We start from the raw sequence: 14,358 nt of genomic DNA, 5'->3' as shown, positions 1-14,358 counted from the left end.
AACACTATCCGGCGCGCCGTCCGGGCTCGTCGGCGTCCTCTGCGTCTGCGTCCTCTGCGTCGTCTTCGTCGTCTGCGTCGTCTGCCGGGCCCGCGTCGTCGTCGTCCGTGCGCGCGTCCCCGTCCTCGTCCTCGTACCGATCGTGGTCGTCGCGGTACCGGTCGGTGTCGTACTCCTCGACCCCGCTGAGCGCGGCGAACGTCTCGCGCAGCCCGGGCCGCTCGTCCCGTTCGCGTCCGACGGCGCCCTGCACCGCGGCGGCGAGACCGAGCACGGCCGACGCGACGACGCCGATCGCGGCGGCCAGCAGCAGGCCGTACCGCCAGGGCGACACCCCGACCGCGTGCAGGCGTCCGCTCCCGACCGCGCCGCCGGCCTGCCACGCGAACACCGTTGCGGCGGCGGCCACGAGCACGAGCGCCCCGCCGACCGTCCGCCAGGCCTCGACCGACGACGCCCCACGGCGCGCGAGCACGGCGAGCACGACGCCGCCCGCGAGCGGGGTGACGACGGCCAGGGCCCACACCGGCCAGGTGGCGCCGCTGCCCTCGGGCAACGCGCCGAGCAGCGGAAACGCCGGCACGGTGCCGGTGGTGTGCGACGTGAGGCCGACGTGGCTGCCGGCACCGACCGCGAACCCGGCTCCGCTGAGGTAACCGGACGCGGCGACGACGGCGTTGGGTGCGGCCAGGATGCCCAGCAGGAGCACCGGCACGCTCGAGAAGCCGCCGCCCACCTCGGACGTCAGCGTCGACACCCGGTCGTGGTGGACCACGACGGCACCCGCGACGAGCAGCGCGCCGGCGCCGAGATGCAGCGCGAGGACGGCCACCGCGCCGCGCACGACGCGGACGGCGCGGGCGGGCACGAGATCGGCGGCGAGGCCCGCGTGCCGTGCCACGGCACCACCGGCGGCGAGGGCACAGAGCACGAATCCGGCGACCAGCGCCCCGGGCACCGAGGCACTGCTCGTGCCCAGCGTGCCCAGGCCTGCGAGCACCGCGGCCGTGACGGCGAAGGCGCCCGACTGCGCGAGAACGGCCTGCGCGAGCGTCGCGGTGCGGGTCTCGCCGAGTTCCGCGGCGGTGGCCACCACGCTCGCACCGGCCCGCCAGGCCACCAGGACGATCAGCAACGTGATGCCCAGCGGCACGAACGCCGTGGGCACGCCGTCGACGGTGACGCCACCGTGCAGCCCGGCCAGGAACGTGAGCACCCCGGCGCGCACCGCCGAGTCACCGGACCCCGAGCCGCCCGAGGCCGGCAGCCACACGACGGCGACGGTGCCCACCGCGACGACGCAGGCGACCAGGGCGCTGACCACGCCGGTCCAGGCGGCGCTCAGCGCCAGCGGGCGCGGCGGGCGCGCGCGGCGCGCGGTCGGCCGCACTGCCGGACGGGCCGACGTCCGCCGCTCGGGAGGCTGGGCGGACGGCATCGCTCCAGGCTGGCAAACCGGAGCGCGATCGGGCCGTAGACGCGCCGATGCCGGGACGCGGTGTGCGTCCCGGCATCGGAGGTTCTCAGGTGCCGACCTCAGTGGCCGTAACCCGGCGGTGGCCCCTGCTGCGGCGGCGGGGTGTAGCCCGGCGGGGGGCTGTACCCCGGGGGCGGGCCCTGCTGCTGCGGCGGCTGCGGCGGGTTGTCCAGACCCGGCGGGCGGACGAAGCGGGTCTGCTCGTCCGGCGCCGACTCCGGCGGCGGGGCGTCGTCCCGGTCGTCGTCGCGCTTCGAGAAGTCCGGGGCGGACGAGGACCCGGGCGACGGGCTGCTCGACGGCGGACCCGACTGCTGGCCCGGCTGCTGGCCCGGCTGGCCCTGCTGCGACGGCGGCCCGTACCCACCCGACTGCGGCGGGGCGGGCGGGGGCGACGGCGGCGCGTAACCGCCACCGGGACCGCCGCTGCCCGGCTGCCCGTACCCCTGCGGGGACGGCGGCGACTGCGGCGCGCCACCGGGAGCTCCGAAGCCGCCCTGCGGGGCGCCGTAACCCGGCTGGCCGCCCGGCTGACCCTGGTGACCCGGCTGGCCGTAGCCACCGGGCTGGCCGTACCCACCGGGCTGGCCGTAGCCACCCGGCTGGCCGTACCCACCGGGCTGGCCGCCACCGGAGCCGGCGAAGATCTTGCTGATGTCGCCACCGCTCTTCTGGAAGCCCAGGAACGCGGTGACGCCGGCGGCCACGACCAGGATCAGCGTGACCCAGTAGCCGAACCCGCGGCCGGTGTCGACGCTGTCGGGGACGCTGTAGCCGTTGTAGTCGGGCGTCACGAGCAGAGCGAGCAACAGGCAGATGATCGACAGTGCGAAACCGCCGAGGGCGGCGACACGGGCCGGCACCGGCAGCTTCACCTGCGGCGCGAAGACCGCGAGCGCGACGGCCGCACCGGCCAGCAGCGCCAGCAGAACGCCGAACCAGCCGAAGAAGCCGGCCCACGCGCTCTGGTCGACGGAGTCGCCGCCGTAGGTCTGGTCGCCGACGCGCTGCGTCGGCGCGGTGTAGGTGTAGAAGCTGAAGAACGAGAAGATGAACGCCAGCAGCGCCGCGCCCATCGCCGCCCAGTCGAGCGGGTTGACGGCCGCGAAGTTGAAGCTGCTGCCGCCACCGGGCCGGCCGTAACCGCCCTGGGGCGGACCGCCGAACGACGGTCCGGGCTGACCGTAGCCGCCCGGCTGGCCGCCCTGCTGCGGGGCGCCGTAACCGCCGGGGGCGGGCTGGCCGTAGCCGCCGGGCTGGCCCTGCGAGGGCGGGCCGTAGCCGCCGGGCTGCCCCTGCGGAGGCTGGTTGTAGCCGCCGGGCTGCCCCTGTGGCTGGCCGTACCCGCCCTGAGGCGGCGGGCCGGAAGGGGGCCCACCGGGGGGACCGTAGGTCATCTCACCGAATCCTCTCGTCATGCGAAACGTCATGCGAAGCCGAACGGCCGTGTTGTGATCGTGTTCAGCCGACCCTAGGGCATGCCCAGGTCCTGGCACGGCTTACCCATGTCGGCGTCCGGCGCCACCTGCCCGGCGGTCCGACCCCCGGACGCGACGGAGCCGGAGCGCAGTGCGCTCCGGCTCCGGTCGGGTGATCGGCGGGCCACCGGGTGGTGCCGATCGGTGCTTCGGGTTACTGCGGCGGGCCGTACCCGGGCGGGGGCGGCGGCGTGCCGCCCTGCGGCGGCGGGGGCGGGGTGCCGTACTGACCGGGCTGGCCGCCCTGGCCGGGCTGGCCGTACTGACCCGGCTGGCCCTGGCTGCCGGTGATGCCGCCCTGCGGGCCGTGGTGGCCGATGTTCGGGACCTTGCTGCCCGCCTTGCCGGGCAGCTGACCGCCGGTGGCCTGGAACCGCATGAGCGACAGGACGAGGCCGGCGACGATGACGATCAGCGAGAGCCAGTAGCCGATGCCGCGACCGGTGTCGACCTGATCGAGACCACCGTCGTCGTAGCCGTTCAGGAACGACGCGAGAATGACGAACAGCGTCGCGGCGGCGAACAGACCGAGCCCGATGAGACGTCCGGGCTTCGGCAGCCTCACCTGCGGCGCGAAGAGCGTGACGGCGACGGCGGCGGCGCCCGCGAGCGCGAGCAGCGTCGACGCCCACCCGAAGAAGCCCGACCACGCGGTCGCACTCTCGCTGCGCTCACCGATCGCCGGGCCGAAGTCGGCGCTGATCGTGTAGTAGGGGAACAGCGAGAAGATGAAGGCGAGGACCCCGGCGCCGACGATGGCCCAGTCGAGCGGGTTCACGGTCTTGGGGTCGAAGCCCTGCTTGCCGGGCCCGTTCCAGGGGCCGGGCTGACCGCCACCGGGGGGCGGGTAGCCGCCCGGCGGGGGGTTCTGCGGCGGGGGCGGCGGTGGCGCGGACATGGGGTGCCTCCTCAGGCAGCCGGATATTGGCGTCGAACCGTTCTTACCCGAAAAGTTAGCGGCCGCTGAGCGCACACGGAACCAAGGACTCACCTTCTGCGCCAGGACTTAGCCCGACTTTTCGCACTTGTGCGTCTTTAACGGACGACGCGGACCGCCCAGGTGGGCGGTCCGCGTCGCAGGTCCCGTCGGTCAGGCCAGCAGTTCGCGCATGAGCTTGGCGGTCTCGCTCGGCGTCTTGCCGACCTTGACGCCGGCGGCCTCGAGGGCCTCCTTCTTCGCCGCGGCCGTGCCGGACGAGCCGGACACGATCGCGCCGGCGTGGCCCATCGTCTTGCCCTCGGGGGCGGTGAAGCCCGCGACGTAGCCCACGACCGGCTTGGTGACGTGCTCCTTGATGTAGGCGGCCGCGCGCTCCTCGGCGTCGCCGCCGATCTCGCCGATCATCACGATCGCCTTCGTCTCGGGGTCGTTCTCGAACGCCTCGAGCGCGTCGATGTGCGTGGTACCGATGATCGGGTCACCGCCGATGCCGATGGCGGTCGAGAAGCCGATGTCCTTGAGCTCGTACATCATCTGGTAGGTCAGCGTTCCGGACTTCGACACCAGTCCGATGGGGCCCTTGCCCGCGATGGTGTGCGGCGTGATGCCGGCGAGCGACTCCTCGGGCGTGATGATGCCGGGGCAGTTCGGGCCGATCATGCGGGTGCTCTTGCCCTGCAGGTACGACCACATCTCGGCGGTGTCCTGCACCGGGACGCCCTCGGTGATGACGACCAGCAGGCCGATGCCGGCGTCGATGGCCTCGATGCAGGCGTCCTTGGTGAACGCCGGCGGCACGAAGACGACCGACACGTCGGCGCCGGTCTCCTTCATCGCCTCCTCGACGGTGCCGTAGACCGGCAGCGTCTTGCCGCCGAGCTCGACCTCGGTGCCGGCCTTGCGGGCGTTGACCCCGCCGACGATGTCGCTGCCGGCCTCGACCATCAGCGTCGTGTGCTTGGACCCCATGCCGCCCGTGATGCCCTGGACGATGATCTTCGAGTTCTTGTTCAGGTAGATCGACATCTGCTTCAGCCCTTCGCGGCCAGTTCGGCGGCCTTGTCGGCCGCGCCGTCCATGGTGTCGACCTGGGTGACGAGCGGGTGGTTCAGCTCGTTCAGGATCGCGCGTCCCTTGTCAACGTTGTTGCCGTCGAGACGGACGACGAGCGGCTTGGTCGCCTGGTCGCCCAGGATCTCGAGCGCGCCCTTGATGCCGTTGGCCACCTCGTCGCAGGCGGTGATGCCGCCGAAGACGTTCACGAAGACGCTCTTCACCTGGCTGTCGCCGAGGATGACGTCGAGGCCGTCGGCCATCACCTGCGCGTTCGCGCCACCGCCGATGTCGAGGAAGTTCGCGGGCTTGACCCCGTTGTGCTTCTCGCCGGCGTAGGCGACGACGTCGAGGGTGCTCATGACGAGGCCCGCGCCGTTGCCGATGATGCCGACCTCGCCGTCGAGCTTGACGTAGTTGAGGTGCTTGGCCTTCGCCTTGGCCTCGAGCGGGTCGGCGGCGTCCTGGTCGACGAAGCCGGCGTTCTTCTCCTGCCGGAAGTCGGCGTTGTCGTCGAGGCTGACCTTGCCGTCGAGGGCGACGATGCTGCCGTCGCCCACCTTGGCCAGCGGGTTCACCTCGACGAGCGTGGCGTCCTGCTTGACGAAGACGTCCCAGAGCTTGACCAGGACGTCCGCGACGGGCTCGATCAGGTCCTCGGGGAACTTCGCGGCGACCGCGATCTCGCGCGCCTTGGCGGCGTCGACCCCCTCGATGGCGTCGACCGGCACCTTGGCGAGGGCCTCCGGACGCTCGACGGCGAGCTGCTCGATCTCCATGCCGCCCTCGTAGGACGCCATCGCCAGGAACGTGCGGTTGGAGCGGTCGAGCAGGTAGGAGACGTAGTACTCCTCCTTGATGTCCGCCCCGGGGTCGACCAGGACCCGGTGGACGGTGTGGCCCTTGATGTCCATGCCGAGGATCTGCTCGGCGTTGGCGCGGGCGTCCCCGGGGGTCTTGGCGACCTTCACGCCGCCGGCCTTGCCGCGGCCGCCGATCTTCACCTGCGCCTTGACGACGGTGACGCCGCCGATGCGCTCGGCCGCGGCCTGCGCCTCGTCCGGGGTGGTCACGACCTCGCCGAGACTCACGGGCACGCCGTGGTCCTGGAAGAGCTGCTTGGCCTGGTACTCGAACAGATCCACGCTGATTCAGTTCCGTTCTCGCGAATGGTTGCTGCTACCGGAAACTTTCGGACCCTAGCGAGACGCCGCAGGGCGGGGTGCCGTGCTGAGACCGGCTTCACGCACCGCCGGGCTCGGCGCCGGTCAGACCGCCGACGTTCTCGCGCACCCAGGCGACGATCTCGTCCATCTTCGCCTCGCCCGGCGTGAACACCGTCGCGACGCCCATCTCCTTCAGGACGGGGACGTCCTCCTCGGGGATGATGCCGCCGCCGAAGACGACGACGTCCTCGGCGTCGTTCTCCCGCAGCAGCTCGAGGGTGCGCTTGAACAGCGTCATGTGCGCGCCGGAGAGCACCGACAGCCCGACGGCGTCGGCGTCCTCCTGGATCACCGTCTGCACGATCTGCTCGGGCGTCTGGTGCAGGCCCGTGTACACGACCTCCATGCCGGCGTCGCGCAGGGCTCGCGCGATCACCTTGGCACCACGGTCGTGCCCGTCGAGACCGGGCTTGGCGATGACGATTCGGATGCGGTCGGCCACAGGGGGAGCGTATTCCGGGCGGCGACGGTCGTCACGTGATGTGCGTCCCTCCGCACAAGTCGGTGCTGCATCATCGGGCTCATGACCATCTCCCTCGAGAAGCGGACGGCCGACGCCGAGGCGTCGCTCATCAGCCTGCTGAAGACGCAGCAGTCGCGCGGCATCGACCTCGGCGAGCTCGTCGCCCAGGTCGAGATCGCCATCGACTACTCCGGCAGCATGATGGGCCGCTACCGCGGGCGGAACGGTGAGCCGGGCGAGGTGCAGACCGTCGTCGAGCGCGCGCTGGCCCTCAGCCTGTCCGGCCTGGACGACGACGGTGTGGTGCCCGTTCACTTCTTCCACCACCAGGCGTTCCCGCCCGAGGCCGTCGACCGCTCGAACTACCAGGGCTTCGTCGACCAGTGGATGTCCGGCAACCGCATGGGCGGCACCGCGTACGGCCCCACCATCCGCAACATCCTCGGCAGCCCGCCGAAGGCCCAACGGCGCAAGAAGCTGTTCGGACGCGGTCAGGCGGACGTCCCCGCCCCCGCCGGTCCCGACCCGACGCGACTGGAGGCGGAGAAGGACGAACCGCCCAAGTTCGTCATCTTCGTGACGGACGGCGCCCCCGCCGACCAGGCCGAGACCGTGCGACTGCTCGTCGAGGCCGCGGCCCGTCCGATCTTCTGGCAGTTCATCGGGCTCGGCTACTCGCCGAGATTCCTCGAGCAGCTCGACACGATGGGCGGACGGGTCGTCGACAACGTCGGCCTGACCGAGTTCAAGGACACCCTCGAGATGACCGACCAGCAGTTCTTCGACGCGATCATCTCCGAGTTCTTCACCTCGTGGCTGCCCGAGGCGCGCCGCCTCGGCGTCACCCGCCGCTGACCGGTCCCCCCGTAGGTTGACTGGCACGGTCGGGGGCTGACTGGTTCGTTAATGTCGTCCAGTTAGCGGTGCAACCCGCCAGTGAAACGCGCAAGCTGCCAGTCATCGGACGGCCGTCCTTTGGTGCCGATGGCGGGGTTGGAGACTGCCACGGCGCGGTCTTTGACCCGGCCGCCGAAGAGCCACAGGAACACGCCGTCAACCGGACGCGGAAGACCACGCCGTAACAGTGCAGGCCGCGGGCACCGAGAAGCGGTGCCGAGCCGCGCGCCCGCTACGCACCGGGAGCCGTACCTCCGCCGCTCCCGCATACGTCGGGTGCCCTACGTCGATCTCGATGACGTACGGGCGCGGTTGGTCACGGTGAGCTCGCAGCGCCCGTCGGCGGACGTCCGCAGCACGACGTCGGGGTCGCCGGCGCTCGGGCCCACCATGCGGCGGTGCCATCCGACGGGCCCGAGCAGCCACAGGTCGTACCCGTCCCCCGAGGCCCACGTTGCGTAAGCCGGCCACGGGCGCTCACGGCGCGGTCGCAACACCCGAGCGGCCGCAGGGTGAACGTCGCCAGTTGGCTCCGCACCGGGGAAGGGCGGGCCTTCGAGTTGCGGCGAGGGGCCAGGCCCGCTACTCACTGAAAAAGATCATTCACGAAAGCACCCGCGTTTCGTGTTCGCCACCAGGGAGGTCCTCGCAGTGAAGAATCGGCGAATCACCCTGCTCGACATTGGTTTGGACAACGCGTTCAATGCCTCGATGCAGGCCGCCGAGAGCCTCTTCAACAGCCTGAACGCCGACTACCATGAAGACGAGCGCGTCCGAGCAGTGGACGGCGACTTCATCCGTTCCCGCGACCTGGACACAGTGTTCAGCGCGATGACCAGCCGCTGTTCCGTCTTGCACATTCAAGCGCATGGAGATCAGTCTGAGGAACCCATGTTCCACTCCTCGGATAACGAGACCAGCGTTTCTTTGTCAGCACTCGCGGAGTGGTCTGAGGAATACCAGCGCGGCATACGCACGCCGGCCGTCATCGCCGACGGATGCAGCACGGTTACAGGCGTGTGGCAGCGGGCTGTTCGTGACTGTCTTCAGGGCGATATCGCCTACATAGGGACGTCTCGTCAGGTTGGGTGGTACGAGGGCACCGTCTTCTCATCGGCCTTTTACTCTGCATTGCTGCGGAATCGAGGCGCTCGTACCAGCGGCCTGGAGCAGGCGCAGAACGCGGCCGAGCGCGCTATCAACGCCTACTCCAACCTCACCGGCGAGACGTGCCCCTACAAGCTGAAAGTGCTCAGCCCTAGCCGCCACGCCAAGCGAGTCTTCGCCAAGGGCAGCTGAGATCAGCCGTCGTCTGCCTGGCAGGATGCCGCAGGTGGCGGCGCTGCACTTCTACACGGGCACGATGGACGCCGGGAAGTCGACGCTCGCGCTGCAGACGAACCACAACCACGCCGCCCGTGGCCGGGTGGGCCTGCTGTTCACGTCCCACGACCGGGCGGGCGAGTCGATGATCTCGTCCCGGCTCGGGCTCGCCGCGGACGCGATCGAGGTCGGCCCCGGCTTCGATTTCTGGGACCACGTCGTCGACCGCCTCGCGCTCGCCGGCGCCCGCATCGACTACGTCATCTGCGACGAGGCCCAGTTCTACTCGATCGAGCAGGTCGACCAGCTCGCCGCGATCGCCGACGACCTGGACATCGACGTGTTCTGCTTCGGCATCCTCACCGACTTCCGCACCCGCTTGTTCGAGGGCTCCGCCCGGCTGGTCGAGCTGGCCGACCACACCCACGCGCTGCAGGTCGAGTCGCTGTGCTGGTGCGGCCGCCGCGCCACCCACAACGCGCGGACCGTCGACGGCGAGATGGTCGTCGAGGGCGACGTCGTGGTCGTCGGCGACATGAACGACACGTCCGGCTCGGGCACCGTCGGCTACGAGGTGCTGTGCCGGCAGCACCACCGCAAGCGCCTGACGGCGGCCCGGGCGCAGGCCGTGTCGCGCACCCCGATCCCGCTGCCCTTCGCGTAACCGTCCGGGCCCGGGAGGGCCTACAGCTTCTGCACCGGCGCGTAGCGCAGCATCAGCCACTTGACGCCGGTGTCGCCACCGAAGTCGATCTGCGCCTGCGTGCCCTCGCCCGCCCCGCGGGTGGCGACGACGGTGCCGAGACCGAAGGCGTCGTGGGTGACGCGGTCGCCGGCGTCGAGCGACGGGATGGCCCGGTTGCCGACGCCGCCGCGCAACCGTCCGGACGCGGCCAGCTGCTCCTGGGCGGACGGCCGCCGGCCGCGGGAGCGGTAGCCGTGGTCGCCGTAGCGCGACGGCGGTTCGCCGGCGGACCCGCCGCCGTCGCCGTACGCGTTGACGAACGGCTGCCGGTCGACCGCGCCCGTCCACTGCGCGAGCTCGGCCGGCACCTCGTCGAGGAAGCGCGAGGGCGGGTTCCACTGCGGCGCGCCCCACGACGACCGCGACAGGGCCCGGGAGAGGTAGAGCCGGTGCTGCGCCCGGGTGATGCCGACGTAGGCGAGCCGGCGCTCCTCGGCCATCTCGCCGGGGTCGCCGAGCGTGCGCATGTGCGGGAACACGCCGTCCTCGAGACCGGTCAGGAACACGACGGGGAACTCGAGGCCCTTCGCGGTGTGCAGCGTCATCAAGGTGATGACGCCGCCCTCGGCGTCGGGGATGGAGTCGGCGTCGGCCACCAGCGACACCTGTTCGAGGAACGCGTCGAGCGTGGGCTCCTCGTCGATCGACGCGCGCTGCTCCTCGAACTCGCGGGCGACGTTGATGAGCTCGCGCAGGTTGTCGACGCGCGACTCGTCCTGCGGGTCGCGACTCTGCTCGAGCTCGCGCAGATACCCGGTGCGGTCGAGCACCGCCTCGAGGATCGCGCCGGGCACGCCGTCGGGACCGGCGGCCATGCCCCGCAGCTGGGTCATCAGGGACGTGAACTCCTGGATCGCGTTCAGCGAGCGCGGCGCCAGGCCGGGGACGACGTCGGCCCGCTCGAGCGCGGTGGTGAACGAGATGCGCTCCTGTTCGGAGAACACCTCGACGCACGCCTCGGCGCGGTCACCGATGCCACGGCGCGGGGTGTTGAGGATGCGGCGCAGCGACACGAGGTCGTCGGGGTTCGCGATGACCCGCAGGTACGCGAGCGCGTCGCGAATCTCCTTGCGCTCGTAGAAGCGCACACCGCCGACGACGCGGTAGGGCAGGCCGACGCGGATGAACACCTCCTCGAACACACGGGACTGCGCGTTCGTGCGGTAGAAGACCGCGACGTCCTGCGGCTTGGCCTCGCCCGCGTCGCCGAGCTCGTCGATGCGCTGCGCGACCCACGCGGCCTCGTCGTGCTCGTTCTCGGCGACGTAGCCGCTGATCTTCTCGCCCGCGCCGGCGTCCGACCACAGGTTCTTCGGACGGCGGTCGGGGTTGCGCGAGATGACGGCGTTGGCCGCGTTGAGGATCGTCTGCGTCGAGCGGTAGTTCTGCTCGAGCATGATCGTGGTCGCGTCGGGGTAGTCGCGCTCGAACTCGAGGATGTTGCGGATGGACGCACCCCGGAACGCGTAGATCGACTGGTCGGCGTCTCCGACGACGGCCAGTTCGGCGGGCTCGTAGGGCGCACCCGGCTCGGGCATCGTCAGCTCGCGCACCAGCATGTACTGCGCGTGGTTGGTGTCCTGGTACTCGTCGACCATCACGTGCCGGAACCGCCGGCGGTAGTGGTCGGCGACGTCGGGGAACGTCTGCAGCAGCCGCACCGACGTCATGATGAGGTCGTCGAAGTCGAGGGCGTGCGCCTCGCGCAGCCGGGTCTGGTAGCGCGTGTAGACCTTCGCCAGCACCTCCTCGGCGGCGCCGCTCGCCTTCTCGTGCCAGGCCTCGGCGGTCACCAGCTCGTTCTTGAGGTTGCTGATCTGCGCCGACAGCGAGCGGGCCGGGTAGCGCTTCGGGTCGAGGTCGAGCTCGCGGCCGACGAGCGTCAGCAGCCGCTTCGAGTCGTCGGCGTCGTAGATCGAGAACGAGGTCTTCAGCTCGAGGTGCTTCGCCTCGGCACGCAGCAGCCGCACGCACATCGAGTGGAACGTCGACACCCACATCGCGCGCGCCCGGTTGCCCACGAGCGAGGCCACGCGGTGCTTCATCTCGCCGGCGGCCTTGTTGGTGAACGTGATGGCGAGGATCTGGCCCGGGGTGGCGCCGCGCTCGGCGAGCAGGTAGGCCACGCGATGGGTGAGGACGCGGGTCTTGCCCGACCCCGCGCCGGCCACGATGAGCAGCGGGCCGCCCTCGTGCACGACCGCCGCGCGCTGCTGCGGGTTGAGGCCCTCGAGCAGGGCCGCGCCGGCGTCGGAGCTCGGATCGGTGGGGAACAGGACGGGCTGACTCATCGCGTAGCCCAGCCTACGGGCGGACGCCGACATCCTCCGGCCCTGTGGACGGGCGCCCGGGGTCCGTCCCAGTGCTTGGGACGAGGTTGTCGCGGGCTGGGACGGCGTGACACCATCGCCCCGTGACCAGCGGCGCGCGATTTTTCTACGGGTACGTGTACGTGCCCGACGCCGGCTGACGCACCACCAACCGACGCCCCGGGCCGATGCCCGGGGTTTTTTCGTGTCCGGGTCCGGCGTGGGGCCGAGGATCGCCCGATCGACCAGAGGACTCCGATGACCGTGACCGACGCCCAGACCCCCGCCACGCACGACGACGCGGCCGAGACCATCGCCGTGCTGCGCCACCAGATCGACTCGCTGGACGAGGCGATCATGCGTCTCGTGACCGAGCGGGCGAAGCTCTCGTCGCGCGTGCAGACCGCCCGCATGAACGCCGGCGGCACCCGCGTGCAGCTCGGCCGCGAGCGCGTGATCATGGACGCCTACCGCGCCGCCCTCGGCCCGCAGGGACCCGACCTGGCCGACGCGATCCTGCGCGTCTGCCGGGGCGCCCGCTAGAGCATCCGCCGGTCGGCCGCCCACTTCGTCAGCTGGTGGCGGCTGGACAGCTGCAGTTTGCGCAGCACGTTCGAGGCGTGCGTCTCGACCGTCTTGATCGAGATGAACAGCTCGGACGCGATCTCCTTGTAGGCGTAGCCGCGCGCGAGCAGGCGCAGCACCTCACGCTCGCGGGGCGTCAGCTGGTCGATCTCGGGGTCGACGGACGGCATGACCGGCGCGTCGCGGAACGCGTCCAGCACGAAGCCGGCGAGCCGCGGGCTGAAGACGACGTCGCCGTCGGCCACCCGCGTCACGGCGTCGGCGAGGTCGGACGCGGAGATCGTCTTGGTGACGTAGCCGCGGGCGCCGGCGCGGATGACGGCGATGACGTCCTCGGCGGCGTCCGACACCGACAGCGCGAGGAAGCGGGTGTCGGGCAGCGTGTCGCCGACGGCCTCGAGCACGGCGAGCCCGCCGCCGTCGGGCATGTGCACGTCGAGCAGGACGACCTGCGGGCGGCGCGCGGTGATGACGGCGACGGCTTCGGCGACAGACCCCGCCTCCCCCACGATCTCGACCCGTTCTCCCAGCTCGGCGCGCACGCCGGCGCGGAACATGCCGTGGTCGTCGACCAGCACGACGCTCGTCACGATTCCCCCTCGCTGCTGCGGCGGGGCATGTGTATCCCCACCTCGGTGCCGCCGCCCGGTGACGTGCGGATGCGGACGCGGCCGCCGTGCCGTTCGACCCGTCCGATGATGGAGCCTCGGACGCCCTGCCGGTCGTCGGCCACCTCGTCGAGTTCGAACCCGGCGCCCCGGTCCTTGACGAACACACTCGCCTCGTCCGCCTCGATCTCGGCGTACAGCGAGACCGACTCGACCTTCGCGTGTTTGGCCGCGTTGACGAGGGCCTCGCGGGCGGCGGCCGCGGCGGCGGCCAGGGTGTCGTCGAGGACGGCGTCGCCGACGACCACCACCTCGACCGAGATCGCGTACGCGTCCTCGACCTCGGCGGCGACCGAGCGCAACCGGTCGGCGAACTGGCCGGCCGCCGCCCGGCGGTCGGCGTAGAGCATCGTCCGCAGTTCGCGTTCCTGTCCCCGGGCGAGCCGGGCGACCTCGCGGGGCGACTCGGCGTTGCGCTGGATCAGCGCCAGCGTCTGCAGCACCGAGTCGTGCAGCTGGGCGGCGATGTCGGCACGCTCCTGGCTGCGGACGCGCTCCTCCCGCTCGGCCGAGAGCTGCGACACCGTGCGCATCCACCACGGTCCGGTCACCAGGGCGATGCCGACGATCGCGACGACCACCGCGACCAGCCCGTCGCGGACGGCGGTCACGTCGGCGCGGGCGAGCACGAACACCGCGCCCGCGGCGACGAGCGCGACGCCGGCGAGCATGCGCAACCGTCCGCGCCAGTCGAGCGGGCCGGCCTCCAGCGACGAGCGCGACATCGAGATCAGGCGCAACCGGTCGGCGTCCGTCGCCTGCCGCCAGATGAGCGCGCCGCCCAGCAACGCCAGCATCGCCGGGACGACGAACCCGGCCTGCGGCAGGGTGCGGGCGGCGATGGCGACCGTGACCGTCGCGACGACGGTCGCGAAGACGCCTTCGAGGACACGCGCGATGCGGGGCCGGTCGGGACGACCCTCGACCGGCAGGACGATGAAGTAGACCCCGTAGAGCGCGACGCCGAGGCCGCCCGCGAACGCGAGCCCGACGAACGCGAGCCGGATCGCGTTCACCGGCGCCCCGACGTGGTCGGCGATCGCGGTCGCGACCCCGAGCACCCTGCCGTCGCCCGGACGCCGCGTGAGGCGGCGCGCCACCGCAGGCGCGGGCGGGACGGTCGCGGTCACGCCACTATCTTCGCCGTCATGACCGGACGGGCGCATCAGGCTCTCCCCGGAGACCGGGTTTCGG

At 71.5% G+C, this 14,358-nt stretch carries 13 protein-coding genes; 4 read left to right on the top strand and 9 right to left on the bottom strand.

The genetic code is table 11. The annotated features are described in order from the left end of the window. Positions 1–4: 4 nt before the first annotated feature. The 6 genes from ACYVP9_RS21055 to ACYVP9_RS21030 all read right to left on the bottom strand — a co-directional run bounded on the left by ACYVP9_RS21055 (position 5) and on the right by ACYVP9_RS21030 (position 6,616). Positions 5–1,438, bottom strand: a complete 1,434-nt coding sequence (locus ACYVP9_RS21055; RefSeq protein WP_460606913.1) for a cell division protein PerM — start codon at positions 1,436–1,438, stop codon at positions 5–7. 98 nt (positions 1,439–1,536) lie between these two features. Continuing rightward, entirely contained in the window at positions 1,537–2,874 is a 1,338-nt protein-coding gene (locus tag ACYVP9_RS21050) for a hypothetical protein (protein ID WP_460606912.1), read from the bottom strand. A gap of 235 nt (positions 2,875–3,109) precedes the next feature. Then, positions 3,110–3,853, bottom strand: coding sequence for a hypothetical protein (locus ACYVP9_RS21045; RefSeq protein WP_460606911.1), 744 nt, complete (start codon positions 3,851–3,853; stop codon positions 3,110–3,112). Between the two features lie 192 nt (positions 3,854–4,045). Further along, complete coding sequence (gene sucD / locus ACYVP9_RS21040) at positions 4,046–4,921, bottom strand: succinate--CoA ligase subunit alpha (RefSeq protein WP_460606910.1); 876 nt, start codon at positions 4,919–4,921, stop codon at positions 4,046–4,048. Positions 4,922–4,926: 5 nt separating this feature from the next. Next, on the bottom strand, positions 4,927–6,093 hold the full coding sequence (gene sucC / locus ACYVP9_RS21035) for a succinate--CoA ligase subunit beta (RefSeq protein WP_460606909.1): 1,167 nt from the start codon (positions 6,091–6,093) through the stop codon (positions 4,927–4,929). A 97-nt stretch (positions 6,094–6,190) separates the two neighbouring features. Continuing rightward, complete coding sequence (locus tag ACYVP9_RS21030) at positions 6,191–6,616, bottom strand: cobalamin B12-binding domain-containing protein (protein WP_460606908.1); 426 nt, start codon at positions 6,614–6,616, stop codon at positions 6,191–6,193. Positions 6,617–6,697: 81 nt separating this feature from the next. On the opposite strand from ACYVP9_RS21030, the gene ACYVP9_RS21025 reads away from it, so the two are divergent. The 3 genes from ACYVP9_RS21025 to ACYVP9_RS21015 all read left to right on the top strand — a co-directional run bounded on the left by ACYVP9_RS21025 (position 6,698) and on the right by ACYVP9_RS21015 (position 9,521). After that, positions 6,698–7,492, top strand: a complete 795-nt coding sequence (locus ACYVP9_RS21025) for a vWA domain-containing protein (RefSeq protein ID WP_460606907.1) — start codon at positions 6,698–6,700, stop codon at positions 7,490–7,492. A gap of 666 nt (positions 7,493–8,158) precedes the next feature. Beyond that, complete coding sequence (locus ACYVP9_RS21020; RefSeq protein WP_460606906.1) at positions 8,159–8,833, top strand: hypothetical protein; 675 nt, start codon at positions 8,159–8,161, stop codon at positions 8,831–8,833. 34 nt (positions 8,834–8,867) lie between these two features. After that, entirely contained in the window at positions 8,868–9,521 is a 654-nt protein-coding gene (locus tag ACYVP9_RS21015) for a thymidine kinase (RefSeq protein WP_460606952.1), read from the top strand. A 20-nt stretch (positions 9,522–9,541) separates the two neighbouring features. Here the strand turns inward: ACYVP9_RS21015 and pcrA are convergent, their stop codons facing one another. Then, positions 9,542–11,893 (bottom strand): DNA helicase PcrA, encoded by a 2,352-nt coding sequence (gene pcrA, locus ACYVP9_RS21010; protein ID WP_460606905.1) that lies wholly within the window; start codon positions 11,891–11,893, stop codon positions 9,542–9,544. A gap of 276 nt (positions 11,894–12,169) precedes the next feature. Between pcrA and ACYVP9_RS21005 the strand changes: the two genes are divergently transcribed. Next, positions 12,170–12,454: a chorismate mutase family protein gene (locus ACYVP9_RS21005; protein ID WP_460606904.1), complete on the top strand. Its 285-nt coding sequence runs from the start codon at positions 12,170–12,172 to the stop codon at positions 12,452–12,454. Here the strand turns inward: ACYVP9_RS21005 and ACYVP9_RS21000 are convergent. Together ACYVP9_RS21000 and ACYVP9_RS20995 are read right to left on the bottom strand one after the other, a co-directional pair. Beyond that, positions 12,451–13,086 (bottom strand): transcriptional regulator, encoded by a 636-nt coding sequence (locus ACYVP9_RS21000; RefSeq protein WP_460606903.1) that lies wholly within the window; start codon positions 13,084–13,086, stop codon positions 12,451–12,453. The genes ACYVP9_RS21005 and ACYVP9_RS21000 overlap by 4 nt on opposite strands. Further along, entirely contained in the window at positions 13,083–14,294 is a 1,212-nt protein-coding gene (locus ACYVP9_RS20995) for an ATP-binding protein (protein ID WP_460606902.1), read from the bottom strand. Before ACYVP9_RS20995 ends, ACYVP9_RS21000 begins: the two co-directional genes overlap by 4 nt. Between the last annotated feature and the right edge of the window lie 64 nt (positions 14,295–14,358).

This window comes from Jatrophihabitans fulvus, from assembly GCF_054781375.1.
Note: the sequence above shows the minus strand (reverse complement) of the source record. Positions and strands in the feature narration are given on the sequence as shown.